General features: G+C 43.9%; 18 protein-coding genes. 9 read left to right on the top strand and 9 right to left on the bottom strand.

The genetic code is table 11. The features are described 5' to 3' along the window. The first annotated feature begins 1 nt into the window (after position 1). A complete protein-coding gene (hscA, locus tag F893_RS09360) occupies positions 2 to 1,861 on the top strand; it encodes a Fe-S protein assembly chaperone HscA (RefSeq protein WP_004646762.1) in 1,860 nt (619 codons plus the stop codon). 15 nt (positions 1,862 to 1,876) lie between these two features. Beyond that, positions 1,877 to 2,215, top strand: coding sequence for an ISC system 2Fe-2S type ferredoxin (gene fdx / locus F893_RS09355; protein ID WP_004279821.1), 339 nt, complete (start codon positions 1,877 to 1,879; stop codon positions 2,213 to 2,215). An 89-nt stretch (positions 2,216 to 2,304) separates the two neighbouring features. Here the strand turns inward: fdx and F893_RS09350 are convergent, their stop codons facing one another. The 5 genes from F893_RS09350 to aspA all read right to left on the bottom strand — a co-directional run bounded on the left by F893_RS09350 (position 2,305) and on the right by aspA (position 9,990). After that, positions 2,305 to 3,750 carry an adenylate/guanylate cyclase domain-containing protein gene (locus F893_RS09350; RefSeq protein WP_004729820.1) on the bottom strand — a complete coding sequence of 482 codons (1,446 nt, stop codon included), beginning with the start codon at positions 3,748 to 3,750 and terminating at the stop codon, positions 2,305 to 2,307. Positions 3,751 to 3,805: 55 nt separating this feature from the next. Continuing rightward, positions 3,806 to 4,240 (bottom strand): HIT domain-containing protein, encoded by a 435-nt coding sequence (locus F893_RS09345; protein ID WP_004646760.1) that lies wholly within the window; start codon positions 4,238 to 4,240, stop codon positions 3,806 to 3,808. 229 nt (positions 4,241 to 4,469) lie between these two features. After that, on the bottom strand, positions 4,470 to 7,928 hold the full coding sequence (gene mfd, locus F893_RS09340; RefSeq protein WP_004646759.1) for a transcription-repair coupling factor: 3,459 nt from the start codon (positions 7,926 to 7,928) through the stop codon (positions 4,470 to 4,472). A gap of 123 nt (positions 7,929 to 8,051) precedes the next feature. Further along, complete coding sequence (locus F893_RS09335; RefSeq protein ID WP_004646758.1) at positions 8,052 to 8,417, bottom strand: hypothetical protein; 366 nt, start codon at positions 8,415 to 8,417, stop codon at positions 8,052 to 8,054. 130 nt (positions 8,418 to 8,547) lie between these two features. After that, positions 8,548 to 9,990, bottom strand: coding sequence for an aspartate ammonia-lyase (gene aspA, locus F893_RS09330; RefSeq protein WP_034436399.1), 1,443 nt, complete (start codon positions 9,988 to 9,990; stop codon positions 8,548 to 8,550). A gap of 443 nt (positions 9,991 to 10,433) precedes the next feature. On the opposite strand from aspA, the gene putP reads away from it, so the two are divergent. Beyond that, a complete protein-coding gene (gene putP / locus F893_RS09325) occupies positions 10,434 to 11,921 on the top strand; it encodes a sodium/proline symporter PutP (protein ID WP_265596606.1) in 1,488 nt (495 codons plus the stop codon). Between the two features lie 79 nt (positions 11,922 to 12,000). Here the strand turns inward: putP and F893_RS09320 are convergent, their stop codons facing one another. Next, the gene (locus F893_RS09320; RefSeq protein WP_004279833.1) at positions 12,001 to 12,495 is read right to left on the bottom strand and encodes an Lrp/AsnC ligand binding domain-containing protein; all 495 of its coding nucleotides are present in this window, start codon (positions 12,493 to 12,495) and stop codon (positions 12,001 to 12,003) included. Positions 12,496 to 12,613: 118 nt separating this feature from the next. On the opposite strand from F893_RS09320, the gene putA reads away from it, so the two are divergent. From putA to F893_RS09300, 4 genes are all read left to right on the top strand, one after another. Next, positions 12,614 to 16,369 carry a trifunctional transcriptional regulator/proline dehydrogenase/L-glutamate gamma-semialdehyde dehydrogenase gene (putA, locus tag F893_RS09315; RefSeq protein ID WP_005251628.1) on the top strand — a complete coding sequence of 1,252 codons (3,756 nt, stop codon included), beginning with the start codon at positions 12,614 to 12,616 and terminating at the stop codon, positions 16,367 to 16,369. A gap of 184 nt (positions 16,370 to 16,553) precedes the next feature. Continuing rightward, complete coding sequence (gene trmA, locus F893_RS09310) at positions 16,554 to 17,636, top strand: tRNA (uridine(54)-C5)-methyltransferase TrmA (RefSeq protein WP_005246572.1); 1,083 nt, start codon at positions 16,554 to 16,556, stop codon at positions 17,634 to 17,636. Between the two features lie 243 nt (positions 17,637 to 17,879). Next, on the top strand, positions 17,880 to 18,104 hold the full coding sequence (locus F893_RS09305; RefSeq protein WP_034436106.1) for a hypothetical protein: 225 nt from the start codon (positions 17,880 to 17,882) through the stop codon (positions 18,102 to 18,104). A gap of 390 nt (positions 18,105 to 18,494) precedes the next feature. Next, positions 18,495 to 19,055, top strand: a complete 561-nt coding sequence (locus F893_RS09300; RefSeq protein WP_034436396.1) for a lecithin retinol acyltransferase family protein — start codon at positions 18,495 to 18,497, stop codon at positions 19,053 to 19,055. Between the two features lie 80 nt (positions 19,056 to 19,135). Here F893_RS09300 and F893_RS09295 read toward each other — a convergent pair whose 3' ends face one another. Then, entirely contained in the window at positions 19,136 to 20,047 is a 912-nt protein-coding gene (locus F893_RS09295) for a bestrophin family protein (RefSeq protein ID WP_005251626.1), read from the bottom strand. A gap of 69 nt (positions 20,048 to 20,116) precedes the next feature. Beyond that, positions 20,117 to 21,844 (bottom strand): glutamine--tRNA ligase/YqeY domain fusion protein, encoded by a 1,728-nt coding sequence (locus F893_RS09290; RefSeq protein ID WP_005251625.1) that lies wholly within the window; start codon positions 21,842 to 21,844, stop codon positions 20,117 to 20,119. 423 nt (positions 21,845 to 22,267) lie between these two features. Between F893_RS09290 and F893_RS09285 the strand changes: the two genes are divergently transcribed. Beyond that, positions 22,268 to 22,777, top strand: a complete 510-nt coding sequence (locus F893_RS09285; RefSeq protein WP_004279844.1) for a peptidylprolyl isomerase — start codon at positions 22,268 to 22,270, stop codon at positions 22,775 to 22,777. A 110-nt stretch (positions 22,778 to 22,887) separates the two neighbouring features. Then, positions 22,888 to 23,607 (top strand): UDP-2,3-diacylglucosamine diphosphatase, encoded by a 720-nt coding sequence (locus F893_RS09280; protein ID WP_005251623.1) that lies wholly within the window; start codon positions 22,888 to 22,890, stop codon positions 23,605 to 23,607. A gap of 28 nt (positions 23,608 to 23,635) precedes the next feature. On the opposite strand, the gene F893_RS09275 is transcribed toward F893_RS09280, so the two are convergent. Beyond that, positions 23,636 to 23,854, bottom strand: a complete 219-nt coding sequence (locus F893_RS09275; protein ID WP_005251621.1) for a hypothetical protein — start codon at positions 23,852 to 23,854, stop codon at positions 23,636 to 23,638. Positions 23,855 to 24,194 lie beyond the last annotated feature (340 nt).

Below are 24,194 nucleotides of genomic sequence, written 5' to 3'. Positions count from 1 at the left end.
TATGGCTCTCTTGCAAATTGCAGAACCAGGTCAATCAAGTGCACCACATGAACACCGCATTGCGATTGGTATCGATTTAGGCACCACCCACTCTTTGGTTGCCACGGTTCTTTCAGGTAAAGCCAAAGTACTTAATGACGAACAAGGTCGTGTGCTACTTCCTTCTATCGTGCATTATGCAGAACAACAGACTCAATACGGCAATGAAGCTGCGCCTTTCATTACTACTGACCCTAAAAACACCATCGTTTCTGTAAAACGTTTTATGGGTCGCTCGAAAGCTGACATCAAATTCCAGCATCCTTATGCGTTGGTTGGTGAAGCGAATGAAATGCCGGCTTTTGAAACCGCACAAGGCCGTAAGACGCCGGTTGAGATTTCTGCAGAAATTTTAAAGCAGTTGAAAGACCGCGCTGAAGCCAGTCTGCAAAATCCGGTCAATGGTGCCGTTATTACTGTTCCGGCCTACTTTGATGAAGCACAGCGTCAGGCAACCCGTGATGCTGCTCAACTTGCTGGCTTGAATGTTTTACGTTTGTTGAATGAGCCAACCGCTGCTGCTGTTGCTTATGGTCTCGATCAGGAAAGCAATCTAAGTACAGATCGCAACTATGTGATCTACGACTTGGGTGGTGGTACCTTTGACGTTTCGATTCTGCGTTTTAGTCAAGGTGTGTTTGAAGTTCTGGCAACCGGTGGCCACACTGCCCTCGGTGGTGATGACCTAGATCGTTTGATCCTGAAATGGGCCAAGAAACAACTGAATATTGACACCTTGAATGATGCAGAATATGCACATTTTGTGGTTGCAGCACGTAAAGCCAAAGAAGCTTTGTCTGATGCAGATTCAGTTCAACTCAAATTGCTTGATCAGGTATTGACGCTTGACCGTCCGACATTTGAAGAGATCATTAAAGTTGCTTTGGATAAGACCATCAGCGTATGTAAGCGTGTGATGCGTGATGCCAAGCTTGAACTGGATGACATTCAAAATGTCGTTTTGGTCGGTGGCTCAACCCGTTCTTATGCAGTACAAAAAGCCGTGCGTGAAGTATTCAATCAAGAACCACTATGCACTATTAATCCGGATGAAGTGGTTGCGATTGGCGCATCAATTACTGCGAACCAATTGATTGGCAACTCAACTGATGGCTCATTACTATTAGACGTGACGCCTCTGTCTCTTGGTCTTGAAACCATGGGCGGACTGGTTGAACGATTAATTTCGCGTAATACTGCGATTCCAGTCGCTCGTCGTCAGGAATTTACGACTTATCAAGATGGCCAGACTGCCATGTTGATTCATGTGGTTCAAGGTGAACGTGATCTGGTTGAGCATTGCCGTAGTTTAGGGCGTTTTGTCCTGCATGGCATTCCACCAATGACTGCCGGTCAGGCACGTATTGAAGTGACGTTCCAGGTCGATGCAGATGGCTTGCTGACTGTATCTGCCAAAGAAACCACCTCTGGCGTGACGGCTCAAATCGATATCAAACCATCTTATGGTTTATCGGGTGAAGATACTGAACGTCTGTTGCTAGACGGTTATAAGTTCGCTGAAGAAGATAAGAATCTTCGTCATTTGAATGAAACCAAAGTGGAAGCACAGCGTGAGCTGGAAGCACTGGTTCAGGCACTCCAAGCGGATGCCGGTCTGTTGACTGAAGATCAACTTGCAGCACTGCAAACTGCGCAAGCACAACTTGAAACTCAGCTTCAGGGTTCAGATATCAAAGCGATTGAATCTGCCGTTGAACAGCTTAAAATACATAGTGATGCTTTTGCAGCAGCACGTATGAATCAACATATTGATGCAGCTCTTAAGGGCACTAAACTCGACGACTGGTCAAACTCAAACTAATTTAAGGTAACGACTATGCCACGTATTAAAGTTCTTCCACATGCGCAGATTTGCCCCGAAGGTGCTGAGTTTGAAGTCGAACAAAATGCCAATCTTTGCGAAAGCCTGCTAAAAAATGGCATTAAAATCGAACATGCTTGCGATATGTCAGCAGCGTGTACCACCTGCCATGTAGTGGTACGCAAAGGTTTTGACAGCCTGGAAGAAATGGATGATGTTGAAGCTGACTTACTCGATCGTGCCTGGGGTTTAGAACCTGATTCACGTCTTTCTTGTCAGGTTAAACTGGACGATGAAGATCTGGAAATTGAAATTCCAAAATACACCATTAACCATGCGTCAGAAAATCACTAAGATTTTCGTTGCAGGCTAAAATAAAAAACCACGCTCATGCGTGGTTTTTTCTCTTTATAAGAAACAATTAAAGTAAATTTACATGAACTTTAAATGTGTTCAATTACTTCATCCTCAAGCTTCAATTTGACAATACCTTGTGAATTGGTCATTTTCTGCTGAGTTTCAATGCGTTTAATCATTTTTTCTAGTACATGAATCAGCTCAGGATATTCAAAGTTTTGCACTTCATCCAGATTCAGCAATAAATGAAAGCCCTTATATTCATAATCGAACCAGCGCTGATACTCGACTTTCTGAGACGCATATTTTTCCATGACCTGCCAGGTTCTTACATGTGCTTTAATGCCTTTCAAGAATATCGGCTTTTTCGGTGCACAAAGATAATCATCTTTGATCAGATTATGAGTATCTTCCGAAATCAGGATTTCATCGACTTCCGCTGCACTTTGCAAACGCGCTGCCAGATTGGCATCACGTCCTACAATGGTATAAGCCATACGATGCGTAGCCCCATAATTCCCTACGTGGCAATAACCGGTTGAAATCCCCATGCGGATATGCAGTGGCGGATAACCCATTTTAATCCAGCGTTCCCGCAGCAATTTCATTTGCTGACGCATCGCCAATGCCATTTCCATACAGTTCTTAGCATCCTGTTCCACACCTTCGGAGTTCGGATCACCAAAGAAAATCAGGATGGCATCACCCATGAATTTATCGACAGTCGCTTCATAATTTTTAGCGATTTCGGTCATATGCCGAAGATAGTCATTCAACAGGAATGCTAAATCATCTGGAATCAGAGTTTCAGATAGCTCTGTAAAGCCTTGAATATCAGAGAAAAAGATCGTCAACTTTTTACGTTTATATTCAATTTTGGCTTCAGATTCACCTTTCATAATGGATTGCCATAACTGCACGGGCGCATAGCGACTCAGCTGATTGGCAAATTCCATATAACGGTTCATCTGTTCGAAATAATGGTCTTTTTTCTGGGTCATGTATTGCACACGACCACTTTGATAAAAACTTCCGACACCAAAATAGGTAATCAGACAGATAAAGCCTAAAACGGTCAACTCACTGCTGGTCGGTTCGAAATAATTATTAAACCCAAAGACCAGAATATTGGCCAGATAAAAAAGCGTAATCCCGATCAGGCTGGCTAGAGATGCCATCATAAATGAAATTTTATTGCTGATCGCGGTATAGAGCACTGCGACCAGACCCAGCAAGGACAAGACCAAGTCCAGATGCACGGCCGCCAAAACCACCGAAATGACAATGACATCAATCAGGAAAAGAATATTACGCCGGATGTGATAATCATGACGATAGATCAGCCAGCGAGATAGTTTCGGTGTAATTAGCAAAACCAGAAACAAAAAAAATGGAACAAAAAGCTGATACTGGGTATCTGGTTCAGTGTAATGAAAGACGACCAGAACCACAGACAGCATGATGTATCCCATCATGCGATGGAAATACTCAAACTGATGGGGTTCTTTTTGAATCCAGTCGTCTAATTGCACTCACTCCCTCCCTGAAGTCCGCAACTGTTCATGGTTCTCGGAATGCCTTGGCTGATTAGTCCATGCGCCAGTCAAATGGCATGTCGCCCTGACCACGTAAAGCCAGCATTAAGGTTTGACGCATATGTGCCAATACTTCACTGCTATAAGGAACAGCAGGTGTACCCCAAACAGGCTTCGGCCATGCAACGTCGTTCTGATAACGAACTACATGATGAAAATGCAATTGCGGCACCATATTACCCAGCGCTGCTACATTCATTTTATCTGCACGGAAAACACGTGCCAGCTGGCTTGATAACCAGCTTGACTCTCTTAAAAACTGCTCTTGGTCAGCTTGACTCAATTCATATAATTCAGAGACACCCGGCACACGTGGAATCAGAATGAGCCAGGGAAATTGCATATCATTCATCAAACGACATGTTGACAAAGGAAAGTCGCCTACAAAAAACGTATCTTGAGCAAGTTGTGGATGCAAACTAAACATATCTTTATAAATGATGCAAAATTAGAATGATGGCTAATACTAACATATCCAACTGAAGCTGAATATTGAAAGCAATGTGTTTAAAGACAAATTCTCATGATTTGTTGCGAAGCACATCACAACAATTACTGTAAACAATTCATTAAAAAAATCAAGCCTGTTGTTCCTGCAAACTTCATTGGAAAATGAAATCCAAACTGAATTTTCAGGCTGATTTAATCGAATAAAATCAGTGCAATTCTTTAAGCAGACTGTCCAGTAAATCCTGTATAAACTGAATCCGCTTTTGATAGTCTTCCAGCATGACCATGACTTTTAGACGTTGACCGCCATCCATCCGGAAATAGGTCGGATGTTTCTGCATCATCTGGATAATCGTCATGGCTTGAACCGGAGTATCCGGTGCAAATTCAATATGCCCACCCTGACTGCTGATATCAATTTTAGTAATACCAAGCTGCTCGGCTTTCAATCGAATCTGATGTACAGCAAAGAGCTGTTTGACCGGTTGCGGCGGTATACCAAAACGATCGATCAATTCCATCCGGATATTGTCCAGTTTTTCCTGGGTATCAGTATTACTGATGCGTTTATAGAACAACAGACGTTGATGCACATCACCCAGATATTCATCTGGAATCAACGCTGGCATATGCAGGGTAATTTCGGCAGTCAATGACAATGGTGCATCGAAGTTTGGCGTTTTGCCTTTTTGAATGGCTTTGGTGGCTTTTTCCAGCATTTCCATATACAGGCTATAACCAATAGCCTGCATCGAACCACTCTGCTGCTCACCTAGTAACTCACCTGCGCCGCGAATTTCCAGATCTTCGGTTGCCAGCATAAAACCGGCACCCAAGGTCGAAGCACGCTGAATGGCATCCAGACGTTTTTCTGCATCACCTTTTAAGGCTTTTAAAGACGGCACCATTAAGTAGGCATAAGCCTGATGGTGTGAGCGTCCTACACGTCCGCGTAGCTGATGTAATTGTGCCAGGCCCAGCTTGTCAGCACGTTCAATCAGAATGGTATTGGCATTCGGAACATCAATCCCGGTTTCAATAATGGTCGAACATACCAGAACATTGTATTCCTTGTGATAGAACTGCTGCATCACCTGCTCCAGTTCACGTTCACGCATCTGCCCGTGGGCCACAATCACCCGCGCTTCCGGCACCAGTTTACGGATATGCTCGGCGGCACGATCGATTGTATCAACTTCATTATGCAGAAAATAAACCTGACCACCGCGCAGCAATTCACGCAGAATCGCTTCTTTAATGGTGTCATCGGTATGTTCCTGCACAAAGGTTTTCACCGCAAGACGGCGTGCCGGCGGTGTGGCGATAATCGACAGATCACGCATGCCACTAAAGGCCATATTCAGTGTCCGTGGAATTGGAGTTGCAGTCAGTGTCAGCATGTCGACATCGGCACGCATCGCCTTGATTCGTTCCTTGTCGCGCACCCCGAAACGATGCTCTTCATCGACAATCATCAAGCCAAGATTCTTAAACTGAACATTTTCCTGCAAAATCTTATGTGTACCAATCACAATATCGACTTTACCTTCAATCAGGTCGTCAATGGTCTTGGTATGTGCTTTGGAAGAGCCGAAACGTGACAGCACTTCAATCCGGACTGGCCAGTCGGCGAAGCGGTCTTTGAATGAATCATAATGCTGCTGTGCCAGCAAAGTGGTCGGTACCAGAATCGCCACCTGCCGGTTATTCTGTACTGCAACAAATGCGGCACGCATTGCGACTTCTGTTTTACCAAACCCGACATCACCACACACCAGACGATCCATCGGCTTGGCCTGCTGCATGTCATGCAACGTCGCTTCAATCGCATTGGCCTGATCCAGTGTTTCTTCATAGGCAAAGCCACTGGCAAATTGCATATACAGGCTTTGATCGATTTCAAAACTGATCCCGGGCTTGGAAGAACGCCGTGCCTGAATATGCAGCAATTCGGCCGCGACATCGTGAATCTGTTCCAGCGCTTTACGTTTGGCTTTATTCCATGCGTCCGTACCCAGTTTATGCAAAGGTGCCAGATCCGGATCACCACCACTGTACCGGCTGATTAAGTGTAGATTGGTCACCGGCACATAGACTTTGGCGGCATCCGCATAATCCAGCTGCAAAAATTCGTGATCCTGATCATCAATACTTAGGGTGACCAGACCGGCATAACGTCCGACCCCATAATCGATATGTACCACAGGCGCGCCCATGGTCAGCTCAGTTAGACTTCGGATCAGAAACTCTTCGGAAACTTCCTGTTGACGTTTGCGACGGCGCTGTACCACGCGATGTTCATACAGCTGATTTTCAGAAATTACGCTGACACGATCGGTCAATACCAGACCACGCTCTAAAGGCGCATTGGTAATGGCAATTGCATACAGAGATTGAATAAAACTATCAAAATTTTCAACCGTGGGGATATCACCCAGACTTGGCCTTAAGGCATCTTTAAGACTTTCCCGGCGTCCAGCACTTTCAGCCACTAGCAATACCGGATGATTAGCCTGATCAATATATTTTTTGATTTCATGAAACGGTTTTTCACGTTTCGGATCTACGGGCAGACGCGGTGGCAACTGGGTATCAAGATTCAATACCCCAGCTTTTTGATCAAAAGATGTTTGTGCGGCAATGATGCGTGCAAACTGGTTCAGCTGCTCCAGCACCTGATTGGTCTGAAAAAACAGGCTTTCAGGCGGCATGATCGGTTGGTCGACATTGTGGCGACGATCTTCATAACGGCGCACCACATCTTGCCAAAACTGGCTGAGACTTTCGTCCAGAGCCTTATCTGTAATGACAATGCCATTCTTCGGTAGGTACGAAATCAGTGAACTTTGGCCTTGCATGGCTTCCGCGCTGAAAAACAAGGGCAAATAAAACTCGATTCCCGGCGAGACTATGCCATCCATCACATCCTGATAGATCGGGTTTTTCTTTGGATTCGCGGTCGGGAAAAATTCGGCATAGCGGTCACGGAAAGTGGCACGACCTTCCTTGAGCGGAAATTCCTGTGCCGGCAATACGGTAAACTGCTGTAAACTTTGCGTGGTGCGCTGAGTTTCGGCATCGAAAAATTTCAGGCTTTCAATTTCATCATCAAACAGGTCAATCCGAATCGGTGCTTCCTGTCCCGATGCGTAGATATCCATGATACTGCCGCGTACCGCGAATTCACCTGGATCATAGACGGTATCGACCAGATGATAACCGGCCTGAATCAACTTTTTCTTTTGTTGTTCCAGATCAAATTTCTGACCGACATGAATATCGAAATGCTCACCCAGAATCCATGAGGTCGGCGCCACACGTTGTGCCAAAGTTGAGGCGGACAGCAACAGTACGCCAGTTTTTGGCATATTGGATAAGATTGCCAGACGTTCCGAGACAATATCCTGATGGGGGGAGAGACGGTCATAAGGCAAGATTTCCCAATCTGGAAAAATCGTGGGTTTAACCCCATAAAATTCCAGTTCACTTTCCAGTTGACCCAAATGCTGATTATTACGTGCAATCACGATAAATAAACGCGATTGCTGCTGCACGATTTCTTTGAGCAACAATGCCGTCGAGGAACCTTGCAGATTGCCTAACCAGCGTTTCTCGCCTGCTTTGAGTTGTGGTAAATTGAGTTGGGAAATTTCTTGTTGGAACATGGATATAGCTTTAAAGTCTAAATAACCTGAGGCTTATACTAGCACGATGATCTCAGGATATTTTGTTATTTTTATGCAGTCTTGCCACATCCATACGCTTCGATTTCAAGCCACTTTTAACACTTATTTTTTCTCTCGCAGAAAGTTACGATAATAATCATTTAACTTCTTGAGGATCATTTTAAATTGCAGCAGGTTCTCTTCGGTATTTCCCAAAGTCACATTAAAACGCTGATGGGCAATTTCCAGATCAATCTTTTCATTGATTAGCATCGCGGTGTCGTATAAAGCTTTTAAATCATCAAACTGTTTTAGACGGCGATTGGACAAATATTCTAAGCGTGTGGTCAGTTCCTGATTTAAATCAATGCCATCCACGATATAACCTGTGCCTTCGACATGCTGGATATTCTGCTCGTCTAAATATAGCTGTGCAGCAGTCGGTTTATTAGTTTTAAATAATGCACTGATTTTATCAAACATCGCCATTTACCCAGCCAAATAAAGTTCAGACCCTAGTCTAGATGAAAATGCCTCAAATCCACATATCGAACTTGAGGCAAATTGTCAAAATCACAACGATCAGTTGATTTGAGCTGTTTCAAGACAATTTATGCTATCAAGAAACCTGTTCGAGCTGACTCTCTGCTACAGGTATTTCAGACACCAGATTTTCAAATGCAAAAATCTCTTCTAATTGCGCTTCACTCAATAAGCCTAACTCTAATACCACCTGTGGCACTGTTTTATTTTCCCACATACATTGTTTGCCGATTTCATCACACTTGGCATGTCCCAGAATCGGTTCAAGCAAGGTCACAATCCCGACACTGCGCATGACGGAACTTAAGCAAATCTGTTCATTGGCCTGAATACCAGCAATACATTTCTGATTCAGGGTTTGCATGCCTTGGGTCAATAATTGAATTGATTCATTCATCGCCACGGCAATCACAGGTTCCATGACATTCAATTGTAACTGCCCGGCTTCCGCAGCCATAGTAATGGTTAAGTCATTACCAATCACCCGGAATGCAATCTGATTCACAACTTCTGGAATTACCGGATTGATTTTTGCCGGCATGATCGAAGAACCTGCCTGTAACTCAGGTAAGCGAATTTCAGCTAACCCTGTACGCGGCCCCGAGCTGAGCAAGCGCAAGTCATTACAGATTTTGGACAATTTCACTGCCAGACGTTTTAAACTGCTCGACAAGATAATAAAGACGCCACAATCGCTGGTCGCCTCGACATAATCTGCTGCACCTTTTAAAGGTAAACCTGTCAGGTGCGCCAAGATTTCCACCACCCGCTTGGCATAGCCCGGCGGTGTATTCACCCCGGTCCCAATGGCGGTGGCGCCTAAATTGACTTCCAGCAATAACTGTCGCATCTGTCCAATCAGCTTCAGGTCTTCTTTTAATAAGGTGGCAAATGCCCGGAATTCCTGTTCCATGGTCATCGGCACGGCATCTTGTAACTGGGTACGTCCCATCTTGATGACATATTCAAATTCGGCAGCTTTATGATCGATACAGTCAATCAATGCTTTAAGCACGCTCAATAACTCATCCAGACTGTTATAGGTCGCCAGACGCAAAGCCGTTGGATAGACATCATTGGTCGATTGCGAGGTATTGACGTGATCATTCGGATGCAGAATGTGATAATCACCTTTCTGATGGCCCGACATTTCTAGGGCAATATTGGCAATCACCTCATTGGTATTCATATTGATGGAGGTTCCGGCACCGCCCTGATAAGGATCGAGTGGAAATGCCGTTTGCCACGCTTCCGGATGCTGAATCAATTCATCACAAGCTTTCTGAATGGCAGTACTGGTCTGCTCGGACAATTTTTGAAAGTGCAGATTGGCTTGTGCCGAAGCTTTTTTCACTTGGGCCAAAGCACGAATAAAGTGCGTTTGTTGCCCCACCGCCAATCCAGAAATCTTAAAATTTTCGATGGCACGTAAGGTATGAATCCCATAATAGCTATGCAACGGGATTTGTTTTTCCCCCAATAAATCACGTTCAATGCGGGTCGGTTCGATTTGAAGCATATTGTCCACTAAAAAATACTCTTGGCGATGCACCGTATTTGGTGTGACATTAATATGAGCAAACAAATACAGGCCTAATAGGAAGACTTTAACCTAGATTTGCTACGATTTATTACCAATACGCTAAGGCTGTGAGTTTTGTAAGATTGTGTAAGCAGTTAGCTAAAATTCAAATATTTTCATTATTTATTCAAAATTTCCACTTTTCCCCTGAATTCGACGTCATATTGCCTTTTATCCGCTTAAGTTATTCCTAATTCAATTTCAGTGAATTACTACTCTATTTACAATAGGTATACATAAAAGCTGTGTAATTGTTACAGAGTGTAATTTTTAAACCATGCTTGAATCACCTCCTTGCAATCTCAGTACAAAAAATCATCTTGGACGATGATTTCCATATTTACAGGATGACCTGCCCATGACTTCTTTTAAACCCCACCCTGATTACTTTCATGTTTTATATTATCGCCATGATTGCAATCGGTTTATATGCTTATCGTGCCACCTCCAATTTTGACGAATATATTCTAGGTGGACGGAGTCTGGGCAGTGTCGTTACTGCACTTTCGGCGGGCGCATCGGATATGAGTGGCTGGCTGTTGATGGGTCTTCCGGGAGCCATTTACCTGTCTGGCCTGTCAGAAGCCTGGATTGCGATCGGTTTGATTATCGGCGCGTGGCTGAACTGGTTACTGGTGGCAGGTCGACTGCGTGCCCATACCGAATATCAGAACAATGCCCTGACCTTGCCGGATTATTTCACCAGCCGTTTTTCCGATCGTAAACGTATTTTACGGGTCTTGTCTGCCTTGGTGATTCTGGTGTTCTTTGCAATTTATTGTGCCTCAGGTATGGTCGCAGGTGCACGACTGTTTGAAAGCCTGTTTGGCTGGGATTACACCACAGCGCTTGTGATTGGTGCTATGGCGACGATTCTTTATGTTTGTATTGGTGGCTTTTTGGCGATCAGCTGGACAGATACATTCCAAGCCGGTTTAATGATTTTTGCCTTATTGCTGACTCCGATCATTACCTTCTTGGCTCTGGGCGACAACAGCCAGCAAGTGAGTGTCATCCTTGAATCGGCTCGCCCACATGCTTCAAGCATGCTTGAAGGTTTAAGCACCGTTGCGATTATTTCCAGTCTGGCTTGGGGCTTGGGTTATTTTGGTCAGCCGCATATTCTGGTGCGTTTTATGGCAGCAGATTCGGTCAAAACCATTCCTGCTGCACGCCGTATTGGCATGACCTGGATGATTCTATGCCTAGGCGGTGCAGTGGCTGCCGGTTATATCGGTATTGCCTACTTCAGTGTCAATCCCGCATTGGCTTTGGTGGTGAATCAAAACCCTGAAACTGTATTTATGGAGTTGACCAAAATCCTGTTTAATCCATGGATTGCCGGAATCATTCTGGCTGCTATCTTGGCGGCAATTATGAGCACCTTGAGCTGTCAGCTTCTGGTCTGCTCAACCACCCTGACCGAAGATTTATATAAGAGTTTCCTGCGTAAAAATGCTTCACAAAAAGAACTGATCTGGGTCGGTCGCGGCATGGTCGTGGTGATTGCCCTGATTGCCATTTCACTGGCAATTAATCCGAACAGTAAGGTTTTGGGTCTGGTGGCTTATGCCTGGGCCGGCTTTGGTGCTGCATTTGGCCCACTGATTATCTTGTCGCTATTCTGGAAACGAATGACCCTCAACGGCGCAATTGTGGGTATGGTGGTTGGTGCCATGACTGTAATTGTCTGGAAAAATTATATGGGTGATACCGGTCTGTATGAGATCATTCCAGGCTTTATTCTGGCCACCCTCAGCATTATCATCGTCAGCCTGCTGGATAAAGCACCGAGTGCTGATGTGGTCAAACGCTTTGAAATGGCTAAAGCCGAGTATCAAAAAGAAATGGCAGAAATGAAAAAATAATCACCTTTTTTCTTGCACATAAAAGGGACTTAATCGTCCCTTTTATGTTTCTTAGATTCACAAATGAAGTTCTTGAAAATTACTTGGCTTTTCCCGGCATTTTCAGATGGATCTGCTGACTTTCTTTAATCACTTCCATCACCGGATAACTGCGCGTTTCTTTAATTCCGGGCAATTGCCACAAGATCTGACCAGAGATTTTCCGGAACTCATCCATATTGGCACAGCGGATTTTTACCACGAAATCAAACCCGCCACTGATCATATGACACTCGATAATTTCAGGAATCTGCCGCACAGCATGGGAAAATTCATCTAAAACATTCGGCGTGGTTTTATCCAATAAAATTTCAACAAAGACCACAAAACCATTATTCAACATGACTGGATTGAGGCGCGCTTCATAGCCCACAATAAAACCTTCCCGGGTCAGCTTTTGTACACGCGCCAAGGCTGCTGTAGGCGACAAATTGACCAGTTCAGCCAGTTTGATATTGGATAGCTTGGCATCGGATTGCAATAAACCCAGTATACGAATATCTATACGGTCAAGGTTCAAATAAGGACTTGGCATTAGAATTATTCTCTAAAAAAAGCGAAAACTATAGTGAGATATTCGTCAAATATTCTGTGATTATAGATTAAAACTCATTCACCTCAAAGAACTGATTGACGCAGTACAGGAATTCACTATGCCAACCACTCTCCGCCCAGATTCAATTTTAGATTCAGCCCAGCACTCAAATTATATTGCTGAATTTAAACACAAAAACCAATACGAAGAACGTATTAATACGGCATGGCGTCGTGCAGAAACTGAATGCGTCGAAGAGTTATTGGCCCATAGTGAAATTTCTTCCGAGATGAGTGACAAGATTCAGGCGCTTGCCTTTGATCTCGCACATTCCTTACGTGAACGCAAAAGTTCCACTGGGAAAGCCGGTATTGTCCAAGGCTTATTGCAGGAATTTTCTTTATCTTCTCAGGAAGGCATTGCCCTGATGTGTCTGGCAGAAGCCTTGCTGCGGATTCCGGACAAAGCCACACGTGACTTGCTGATCCGTGACAAAATCAATCAAGGTAACTGGAAAGAACATTTGGGCCAGAGCCAATTGATGTTTGTGAATGCAGCAGCCTGGGGACTGATGCTGACCGGCAAGCTGATGGAAACCCCACAGCAAAAAAGCCTGTCTAGCTTATTGACCGGTCTTTTGGCACGCAGTGGTCGCGGGATTATCCGTAAGGCCGTCGATGTTGCCATGCGCATGATGGGCGAGCAGTTTGTTACGGGTGAAACCATTGATGAAGCCCTGAAAAATGCGGAGCCGCTGGAAGAAAAAGGCTTTCGCTATTCCTATGACATGCTGGGTGAAGCGGCACTGACCGATCCGGATGCTGAACGTTATTATCAGGATTATCAGCAAGCCATTCATGCTATTGGTCAAGCATCACAGGATAAAGATGTTTATGACGGGCCTGGAATTTCTATCAAGCTCTCTGCGCTGCACCCACGTTATCAGCGTTCCCAAATGGATCGCGTGCATGATGAGCTCTATGCAAAAGTACTTAAACTCGCAGTCTTGGCCAAGCAGTACAATATTGGTTTAAATATCGATGCTGAAGAAAGCGATCGCCTTGAGATTTCATTGGAACTGTTAGAACGCCTGTGTTTTGAACCGCAACTGCAGGACTGGAAAGGCATTGGCTTTGTGATTCAGGCCTATCAAAAACGCTGCTTCTATGTGGTGGATTACATCATTGATCTGGCGAAGCGCAGTCAGAAACGCCTGATGATTCGTCTGGTCAAAGGCGCGTATTGGGATAGCGAAATCAAAAAAGCCCAGATTGATGGAATGTCGGATTATCCGGTATTTACCCGTAAAGTACATACCGATCTGTCTTATATCGCCTGTGCACGTAAGCTTTTGGCTGAACCGGACTATATCTATCCGCAATTTGCCACTCACAATGCACAAACGGTAGCGACGATCTATCAACTGGCGCAACCTGAGCAATACTATGCCGGTCAATATGAGTTTCAATGTCTGCATGGCATGGGCGAACCGCTGTATGAAAATGTTGTGGGCGATCCATCGAAAAATAAACTGGGTATACCCTGCCGGATCTATGCGCCAGTCGGTAATCATGAAACTTTGCTGGCTTATCTGGTGCGCCGTTTACTGGAAAATGGTGCTAATACCTCCTTCGTCAATCGTATTGCCGACAAGACTTTAAACATTGAGGATTTGATTGAAAATCCTCAACAAACGATTTTAAAGGCATCAAAACAGGAAAACGTATTGGGAGCCAAGCATCCTCATATTCCATATCCGCAAGATCTTTATGCCGATGCACGCATTAACTCTTCAGGACTCGATTTGGCCAATGATGCTGAACTCCGTGTTTTAAATGAAGTCGCCTCCAGTCTGGCAAATACGCAATTTCAGGCAGCTGCTATGGGAACGGCGTTTACAGTTATCGATACAAGCAACGTAGTGCAAATCATTAATCCAGCACACCATCAGGATGTGATCGGTACGGTCTATGAAGCAACTTCTGAACAGGCCGAAATTGCACTCACCCAAGCAGTTAATGCACAAAGTTTCTGGGCCAATCTGTCAAAAAATGAGCGTGCTGCCTGCCTGAATAGAGCCGCAGAACTGATGGAACAGCGCCTGCTACCGCTCATGGTTCTTCTTTCTCGCGAAGCAGGTAAAACCTATGCCAATGCCATTGCCGAAGTGCGTGAAGCGGTAGATTTCATGCGTTATTATTCAGCTCAAGTTTTGGATCTCAGTGACAATGTACAGATCCAGCCTTTAGGCACCGTGCTATGTATCAGTCCATGGAACTTCCCGCTGGCGATTTTTACCGGTCAGATTGCAGCAGCGCTGGTCGCTGGCAATACTGTGATTGCCAAACCGGCTGAACAAACACCGCTGATTGCAGCACAAGCCGTGCAGATTTTATGGGAAGCCGGCATTCCGCAGGATGTATTACAGCTGTTGCCGGGCCGTGGTGAAACTATTGGTGCACAGCTCAGTGCAGATTCGCGTATTCAAGGCATCATGTTTACCGGTTCCACCGAGGTCGCACAAATTCTGCAAAAAACCGTCGCAGAACGAATAAACCAGTTTGGAGAAAGCGTCAACCTGATTGCTGAAACCGGTGGTCAGAATGCCATGATTGTGGATTCATCCGCCCTGACTGAACAGGTGGTGCTGGATGTGGTGAGCTCTGCCTATGACAGTGCCGGTCAACGTTGTTCTGCCCTGCGTGTCCTCTGTGTGCAAGAGGATAATCTGGAGGCTGTTCGCAACATGCTCAAAGGTGCCATGCAACAGTTGCGCGTTGGCAATCCGGTCTTGCTGAAAACCGATATTGGTCCAGTGATTGATGCAGAAGCCCAGCAAAATATCCAAAAGCATATTGAGCAGATGCGCAGCAAAGGTCATACAGTTCATCAGTTGATGTTTAATCAGGACCAGACTGAATTAACTCCAGGAACATTCATTGCACCAACCCTGATTGAACTGCCAAATCTGGATGATCTGGAACGTGAAGTGTTTGGCCCGGTACTGCATCTGATCAGCTATAAATATGGCGAACTGGAACAGTTGTTAGATCAGATCAACAGCAAGGGTTATGGCCTGACCATGGGCTTGCACACGCGTATTGATGAAACCATGCAAACCGTGATTGCACGAGCGGAAGTCGGCAACCTGTATATCAACCGCAATATCGTTGGTGCGGTCGTGGGCGTCCAGCCCTTTGGTGGCGAAGGTCTGTCTGGCACCGGCCCGAAAGCAGGTGGCCCGTTGTATATCTACCGTTTAATGCATCAAGTATCCGAGAAAAAACTGGCGCAGGCTTATGCAGTTCAAGCGGGTCCAGCACTTGTTGAAAATAAACTTGTTCAGGAGTTTAAAGTCTGGGTAGCTAAAACTTTCCCAACTTTATCTTTAAAAGCACCTATGCAAATTGCGACTGGTCAAAGCTTTAGCCTGCAAGGTCCAACCGGTGAGGAAAATCAGTACCTAATCTTGCCACGAGAAAGTCTTCTATCTTTGGCACACACGGAGCAAGACCAGATTCAGCAAATTCTGGCAATTTTATCGGTCGGCAGTCGTCCTGCATTCCTAGCTGACAATACTTTTATTCTGAAATATTTACCAACCATGCCAGCCGCGATCAGCAAGCAATTTAAAGTGGTCCGGGATATTGAAACAGGCGCGTTTGATGCCGTCATGCATCATGGTGATTCTTCTGAACTGATTGATTTGCAAAAACGCATTGCAGGCCGAAAAGGTGCAATTATTGGTATCACCCATTTAAGTTCGGGCAACTATGATATTCCGGTCGAGCGATTTGTGATTGAACGCGCGATCAGTATCAATACGGCGGCGGCAGGCGGCAATGCCAGCTTGATGACGATGGATAATCTCTAAATCAGTCCAATCATCTCAGCATTTTTAGCTTAAATCTTTCCTCTTTATGGCCAAACCTCTCTCCTCAGAAGGTTTGGTCTTTTTTATGCAGCTTTTAAAGCGGCTTGACTACAATAGGCTTAGGCAGATCGGCAATTTTTTGCTACCATTTGCGCTTTAAAATATTTGCGATTTCTTACTGCATATGACTTCATCTTATCAGCAACAACTTGAAGCCAAAATTGAACGCATCAGCGCTCAGTTTGCCGAATATCAACCACCTGCTTTAGAAGTATTCCAGTCTCCTGAAAAATATTTCCGCATGCGTGCTGAATTCCGGATCTGGCATACTGAAGATGATCTGTTTTATGCCATGTTCGAACGTGACGAAAACAACAATAAAAAAGTGATTCGTATTGATGAGTTTCCAATTGCAGACCGCAGTATTAATGACTTGATGCCGCAACTACTGGCAGCATTCAAGGCAGATGCCAATCTGGGTCATCGTTTATTTGAAGTCCATTTTCTGGCGACGTTAAGTGGTCAGGTTCTGGTATCCCTGATTTATCACCGCAAGCTGGATGAAAGCTGGGAACCTGCAGCAAAAGCACTGGCGGAAAAACTGAATATTAAACTGATTGGCCGAAGCCGTGGCCAGAAATTCGTCCTGACTGATGAATATGTGGTGGAAGAGCTATCGGTCTTTGATCGTCGCTATAAATACAAGCAGATCGAAAGCAGCTTCACTCAGCCGAATGCACAAGTTTGTCAAAAAATGCTGGAATGGGCATGTGATGCAGCGGAACAATCAGATAAAGATTTGCTGGAACTCTACTGTGGCAATGGGAACTTTACCCTGCCGCTTTCGACCAAATTCCGCCGTGTTTTGGCCACTGAATTAGCCAAATCTTCAGTTTATGCAGCTGAGTGGAATATTGAGCAGAACCAGATTGAAAATATTCAGGTTGCGCGTCTGTCTGCCGAAGAATTCACTCAAGCCTATAATGGCGAACGTGTTTTCCGTCGTTTGCAGGAAGCACAAATTGACATTTCGACTTATGATTTTGATACGGTATTTGTCGATCCACCGCGTGCTGGTATTGATGATGAAACGCTGAAACTGTTACAGCGTTTCCAGCGTATTATTTACATTTCTTGTAATCCAGATACCTTATATGACAATCTGAAACAGTTGTCTCAAACGCATAGAATCAGCAAGTTCGCCATGTTTGACCAGTTCCCGTATACGCACCATGTTGAGACGGGTGTCTTATTGGAAAAAGTATAAAGAGTTTGTTTCAATTTATTATATTGTTACAATAATGGAGCTTTTTAAAGCTCCATTTTTTATATTTAAAATCATATGTTTAATAATAAATATTGACTTGTACAGCAAGAAATATCGTTAGACCTTCGGGCTTCAATCGGAAATTTTCTAGCCTGACTGCTGCTTTTATCACATAGGTCCTATTGCTTTATTTATTTAATTGGCTATATTTCACTCTATGTTAGGTTGTTGTATGAAGGCTCTATGAGTTTTTGGCAAAAGTTGTTTTCTAATGAACAACACAATGAACACAAGAATCAAATTGCTTGTGTTGAAAATGATTGCTCTTGCAAGACAAATGAACAGCTTCTTGAAGCACTTTCTAAAGCCACTGATGAAGAAATCATCATCGGAATTAAAAAGGTTCTGGTATCTCGAGGCTATAGCCGCAAAGAACTGAATGAACTTCAGCACTTGCCATTGCAATAATCGGCCAAGGTTACAGCCGTATAAAGAAAGCACTTGCGTAGTCAGGTGCTTTTTTTATGCTTGAAAGTTTAGTTAAAGGGTTTGGTCTTCTCTATTTCACCATAGTTCATTTACTCCAACTTTAAAACCTCCACAATCAGGCAAAAAACGCTGAACAACTCATTTGCTCCCCTACTTGTGATTTTGAAGAGATGTTAAGGCTTGCTTAGGCTATTTAAAACCTTTGTCAGAAGTATATTTCTTAACTAGTGCTTTCTTTTAATCCCTTTAAACTTGGCTTAATAACGCTTCAATTCTGGTCTGAAACTCAGGCAAAGCATCGATTAATTTAGCAAAACACAGTACACTTCCTATTAAACGACAATGCTTTTTAAATGGCTTAATTCTGATATGCAACAGACTAAACGGTTTCCCATAGGCGCACATCTTATGGTCAAACATTTCGGTTATACCCATCATGGGATTTATGCCGGACGTGGTCGTGTCATTCATTATTCCGGCTTTGCGCATTTATTCAAGAAACGCCCCATTGAAATCACCTCGATTGAAAAATTCAGTCATGGCAAACCGATTCATATGCAGCATTATGACTCGGCCAAATATAAAGGTCGTAAAGTCGTACGTCGCATGCGTTCTAGAATGCATGAAAACAACTATCATCTGATTATTAATAATTGCGAACATTTGTGTACCTGGGCGATTACCGGTGTGGAAAGCAGCCCGCAAGTGATTTACATGATGAATCGTCTGACCACGATTGGTTATATCAGCTCGATGATGAGTTTTATGAACAGCATGTTCCTGACCCTGACCACGACCAGTTTCGCATTGGTGCTATACATCAAGAAGAAACTCAGAGATAAAGCCAATTTACGTTTGCAACAATACCGTGAATTGCAAGATCAGGCTAAAACCAAGGTGTCAGACCTGACCAATCTTAAACATCGTTAATTTAAAGCTCAGCCTGCCGATGATTTTTTGTGAGCAAGAAATTAAGTTCGCATTTACATTTTGATGATGCAGATAAGGAATCAGGTTAAATAGCCTTTTCTGGCTTGAATCGCCTCAGGTAGTGCTTTGCCTAAAGAGCTTAGGGTTTCCCGCTCTACCAGTCGTACAATTGAATCTAGCGGCAGATCGTTGTCCTGCAGGCCAAAGGGTTCTTCTAGCTCTGCACTGAGCTCATCTAGTCCGAGTAGCATATAGGCAATTAATCCGACCAGGATCGGCGTCCAAAGGCCCAAATTCGCCTGCAAACTGAAAGGCAAGATAAAGCAAAAAGAATAAACTGCACGATGTAACAATACCGAATAAGAAAATGGTAATGGCGTTGACAAAATCCGGTCGCAACCGGCCTGAATATCTCCCAAAGCCACAGTGTGCTGATTCAGGTTGTTATAAATAATGTCGCTGATCTTGCCCTGTTTATATTGCTGTACCAGCTCTTTTTGCATCTGTTCCAGCACCCATTGTGATGGATTGATTTGCATGGGCAATTTCTCAAATGACTTGGGTTCAAACCTGGCAGTGGCTTGATAAGCCTGAATGCTAGGCGTTTGCTGTCTCAGCCGGTCCCGCAATAGATAAGTAAACAGCATCATGCGATACAATAAGATTTCACGGGTTTGCTCATCTAGCACATGGCTGTCACGGCATAAATGACGCGTGGTTGCAATCAACGCACCCCAAAGCTTGCGCCCTTCCCACCAGCGATCATAGCAGGCTGTATTTCTAAAACTTAAAAAAATCGAGAGAATGACACCAAAGATGGTAAAGCCAATTGCCGGGACAGCAGGAAGGCTGACGAAATGCGCCTGACTCAAATACACCAGCAAAGCGGAAATAAAAACCACCAAGATTAATGCGGGCAGCACCTTGGGCAGAATCGTTCCCTGCCAGGCAAACAGTAACCCCAAACTATTATTCTTATCACGCACAATCATGCAATTTTCCCTGCTGTATTGAAAAAGCCCAACCAGAGTTGGGCTTTTTACATTCTGACTTAAACCAGCTTATTTACCTAGTTTAAAGCTGTCCTTAAGATCCAGAATACGGTTGAATACCGGTTTTTCGCTGGAATGATCATATTGATCAGCCACAAAATAGCCTTCACGCTCAAACTGGAAACGATCTTCCGGTTGTGCTTGCGCCAAAGCAGGCTCAATTACGGCTTGAACCACCTTCAATGATTCAGGGTTCAGGTTTGCCAAGAAGTCATCACCCACTTCAGGATCAGACTCAGTAAACAGACGGTCGTAAATACGCACTTCCGCAGGAACGCCTTTAGTCGCAGATACCCAGTGAATCACACCTTTGACCTTACGACCTTCAGGATTTTTACCTAAAGTTCCAGGATCAATCGAACATTTCAGTTCAACCACTTCACCATTTTCATCTTTAATGACTTCGTCACATTTGATGACATAGGCATGACGTAAACGGACTTCACCGCCTGGAATCAGACGTTTAAAGCCTTTTGGTGGTTCTTCTTCAAAGTCTTTACGGTCAATATACAGCTCAGTCGTCAATGGAATAACGCGCTCGCCCATATCGACATTCGGATGACGTGAATGGGTCAGGTCCATATCGGCTGGCAAGTTGGTTAACGTCACTTTTAATGGATTTAACACCGCCATACCACGAGCGGCGGTATTTTCCAGAGACTGGCGAATACAGTATTCCAGCATGGCCACATCGACGATACTGCCATCAACCTTCGATACACCAACACGTTGACAGAAATCACGTAGACCTTCAGGTGTGAAACCACGACGACGCATACCGACTACGGTTGGCATACGTGGATCATCCCAACCATTTACATGACCACCTTCAACCAGCTTACGCAATTTTCGTTTTGAGGTGATGGTATAGTCCACATTTAAACGGCTCGATTCGTACTGACGTGGCACTGATGGTGATTTAACTTTTGCCACTACCCAATCATAAAATGGACGGTGATCCTGAAATTCCAGGGTACACAGTGAATGCGTAATGCCTTCAATCGCATCAGACAATGGATGCGCATAGTCATACATTGGATAAATTTTCCATTTATCGCCAGTCTGATGGTGTTCAGAATGCAGGATACGATACAGAATCGGATCACGCATATGCACGTTCGGTGAAGTCATATCAATCTTGGCACGTAATACAGCCTGACCTTCTGCATATTCACCGCTGCGCATTTTCTCAAAACGCTCCAGGTTTTCTGCAACCGTTGCATCGCGTTGTGGCGAGTTTTTGCCTGGCTCAATGAAATTACCGCGGTTCAAACGGATCTCTTCAGGGCTTTGCAAATCCACATAGGCATCGCCCTGCTCAATCAGCTGAACTGCCCAGGTATAAAGTTGATCGAAATAGCTTGATGCATAACGCGGCTCGCCTTCCCATTGGAAACCCAGCCATTTCACATCATTGGCAATACCATCCACATATTCCTGCTCTTCGGCATCCGGGTTGGTATCGTCAAAACGCAGGTTACACACACCTTTAAATTCTTCAGCAATACCGAAGTTCAAGCAAATTGCTTTCACATGGCCAATATGTAAATAGCCATTCGGCTCAGGCGGAAAACGCGTCACCACCTGTTGAGTACGACCAGCGGCTAAATCATCGGTAATGACCTGACGTACAAAGTCCAAGCCTGGTTGTTGTTCTTGCTGCTGCACTGAATCGACTGCATTGTTCTTCTGGGTCGGGTTCTCGGGCAGAGATATCACAACATCATTTGGCTTCATGATCAATCATTCACTTCTAAAGTTAAAAAGGGATTAACGAATATTTCATCGTACAAGTTGTACGTATATTCATTATCAAAGTTCCTTAGTTTAACTATAGGTGCTTAATCTCTCAACCGCTAACTACGGTATTTGATTTCAATTCACTCATTTTAAAAATTGAAAATACAGTAAGCTGCCCAAAACTAAAATATCAACGCTTTACGGAATCAGAAAATGATTCAATTCGCGCCTGTCTGGAATATAACGCCCTGTCTGGCAGCATTTGAAATGCCTTGATAAATCAACGTATAAATAAGGTATTATTTTTATGCTTTTAACAAAGAAAATAATGTTTTTACTTGCCTTGTCGAATGTAGTTTGCTTATGCTTCACTCATTCAGAAAAAACCATGGCACTCGTCCATGATCAGGAGATTACACAATGAGTTTTCCTCAAGTCGAATTAAACACCAATAAAGGTCGTATTGTTCTAGAACTCAATGCTGAAAAAGCACCTAAAACCGTAGCTAACTTTTTAGAATACGTACGTGACGGTTTTTATGACGGCGTAATTTTCCACCGTGTTATTGATGGTTTCATGATCCAAGGCGGCGGCATGGATGAAAACTTCAAAGAAAAAGCAACACGTGATGCAATCGAAAACGAAGCAGACAACGGCTTGACCAATGACGAAGGTACGATTGCAATGGCGCGTACTCAAGCACCGCATTCTGCTTCTGCTCAATTCTTCATTAACGTGAAAAACAATTCATTCCTTAACCACTCTGGCAAAACTGCTCAAGGTTGGGGTTATGCCGTATTTGGTAAAGTAGTTGAAGGTATGGACGTTGTGAACGAAATCAAAAATGTACGTACTGGCAACCGTGGCTACCACGCTGACGTTCCTCTAGAAAACGTAGTCATCGAATCTGCAAAAATCATTTCTGAATAAAAAACGTCCTCTCCGTTCTTTATGAGTTTTAAAGCGATGCTTTAAAACGGTGTAATGGAAAATCCCTCATATGAATGAGGGATCTAGAGAGGAATAAAAGGAAAAGATTCGTGACCTATCTGTTTATCTCAGATTTACATTTGTCACCTGATCACCCTCGACTCGTTCGGGGGTTTTTAGATTTATTAACTGAATATCAAGATCAAAATACCCAACTGTATATTTTGGGCGACTGGTTCAATGCCTGGATCGGTGATGACTATACCTCTCCATGGCTGGACGAGATTGTCACTGCATTAAGACAGTTTACTCAGGCTGGGAATAAAATCTATTTTCAGGCCGGCAACCGGGATTTTGTCTTGGGAAGCAAATTTTTAGCTCGATTTGGCGGGCAGCTTCTTCCTGAAATCGATCAGCTTATTATTGCCGGAACACGTTTTCGCCTGGAACATGGCGATGCACTATGTACCGACGATGTGTCCTATCAGCGTTTTAAGAAGATTATTCGCCATCCCTGGCTACTGGGCTTCTTAAGAAAAACCCCACTTTCATTTCGAACCAGACTAGCCAACCGCTTTCGTCAGCAAAGCCATGAGGCACAACAGTTTAAAAGCTATGAAGTGATGGATGTCAACCTGCATGCAGTTGAGCTGGCATTACAGGACGTAGATGTGCTGATCCATGGTCATACACATCGCGCAGCTATTCATCAGTTAGCTCAGAAGAGAAGAATTGTGCTGGGCGACTGGAAAGAAGACAGTGCAGAGATTCTGGAAATTCAGGAAGATCAAAATTTTGATCCCCTGAAACTAAAAAAGTGGCGATATTAATCAGCCACTTTTTACGATATTGATCTGCTTAACACAGACGATAAAGCTGGTTTACCCCAGTATAGAAACTTTTACCATCGAGATTGAACTGAAATTCCTCACCCGTTGGCAATTGAATCATTTTACCGACTTCAACCCAGATAAAACCGTCCATTGTATTTTGCTTGCGCTTTAATGGAACCAGTTTCACGTTAATTTCATTGCCATCAGTGGCCGTGGCAATATGCCATTCATTGATTTTGATCAAAATATTTACTCACACGATATGAGCTTTTTGTGACTATATGGAGAGAGATTAATAACAACCTAGTTTACATAATAGTTCTATGGTTAGTAGATCTTATTTGAGTTCAAATACTTGAACTAAAAAGTACATCACAATCAGCTTAAAATAATAATAGAAGCAAGAACAGTACTTGCTTGAAGTGCAACCACTGTAAGCTATTTATCCACTAAAAGCAAAATTACATTGTAATGACGAGAGGATGGGATTCTTAAGAGTTTTTTTCATGCTTTGTTAATTATTAGGCTTTTGATTTTTATTATCTAAAATTCATTTTAACGTTATTTCATTTGTGTTGATAAAC

Origin of the sequence: Acinetobacter sp. CIP 102136 (genome assembly GCF_000369685.1) — a bacterium.
Lineage (GTDB): Bacteria > Pseudomonadota > Gammaproteobacteria > Pseudomonadales > Moraxellaceae > Acinetobacter > Acinetobacter fasciculus.
This window is presented reverse-complemented; position numbering and strand designations above follow the sequence as displayed.

Bases quoted from the DNA above. Each gene is read 5' to 3' on its own strand.
- F893_RS09345 (WP_004646760.1), bottom strand. From the start codon at position 4,240: ATGTTTAGTTTGCATCCACAACTTGCTCAAGATACGTTTTTTGTAGGC.
- F893_RS09305 (WP_034436106.1), top strand. From the start codon at position 17,880: ATGAGTTTTTGGCAAAAGTTGTTTTCTAATGAACAACACAATGAACAC.
- putA (WP_005251628.1), top strand. From the start codon at position 12,614: ATGCCAACCACTCTCCGCCCAGATTCAATTTTAGATTCAGCCCAGCAC.
- fdx (WP_004279821.1), top strand. From the start codon at position 1,877: ATGCCACGTATTAAAGTTCTTCCACATGCGCAGATTTGCCCCGAAGGT.
- F893_RS09335 (WP_004646758.1), bottom strand. From the start codon at position 8,417: ATGGCGATGTTTGATAAAATCAGTGCATTATTTAAAACTAATAAACCG.
- trmA (WP_005246572.1), top strand. From the start codon at position 16,554: ATGACTTCATCTTATCAGCAACAACTTGAAGCCAAAATTGAACGCATC.
- F893_RS09290 (WP_005251625.1), bottom strand. From the start codon at position 21,844: ATGAAGCCAAATGATGTTGTGATATCTCTGCCCGAGAACCCGACCCAG.
- F893_RS09300 (WP_034436396.1), top strand. From the start codon at position 18,495: ATGCAACAGACTAAACGGTTTCCCATAGGCGCACATCTTATGGTCAAA.
- hscA (WP_004646762.1), top strand. From the start codon at position 2: ATGGCTCTCTTGCAAATTGCAGAACCAGGTCAATCAAGTGCACCACAT.
- mfd (WP_004646759.1), bottom strand. From the start codon at position 7,928: ATGTTCCAACAAGAAATTTCCCAACTCAATTTACCACAACTCAAAGCA.
- F893_RS09295 (WP_005251626.1), bottom strand. From the start codon at position 20,047: ATGATTGTGCGTGATAAGAATAATAGTTTGGGGTTACTGTTTGCCTGG.
- aspA (WP_034436399.1), bottom strand. From the start codon at position 9,990: ATGCTTCAAATCGAACCGACCCGCATTGAACGTGATTTATTGGGGGAA.
- F893_RS09285 (WP_004279844.1), top strand. From the start codon at position 22,268: ATGAGTTTTCCTCAAGTCGAATTAAACACCAATAAAGGTCGTATTGTT.
- F893_RS09320 (WP_004279833.1), bottom strand. From the start codon at position 12,495: ATGCCAAGTCCTTATTTGAACCTTGACCGTATAGATATTCGTATACTG.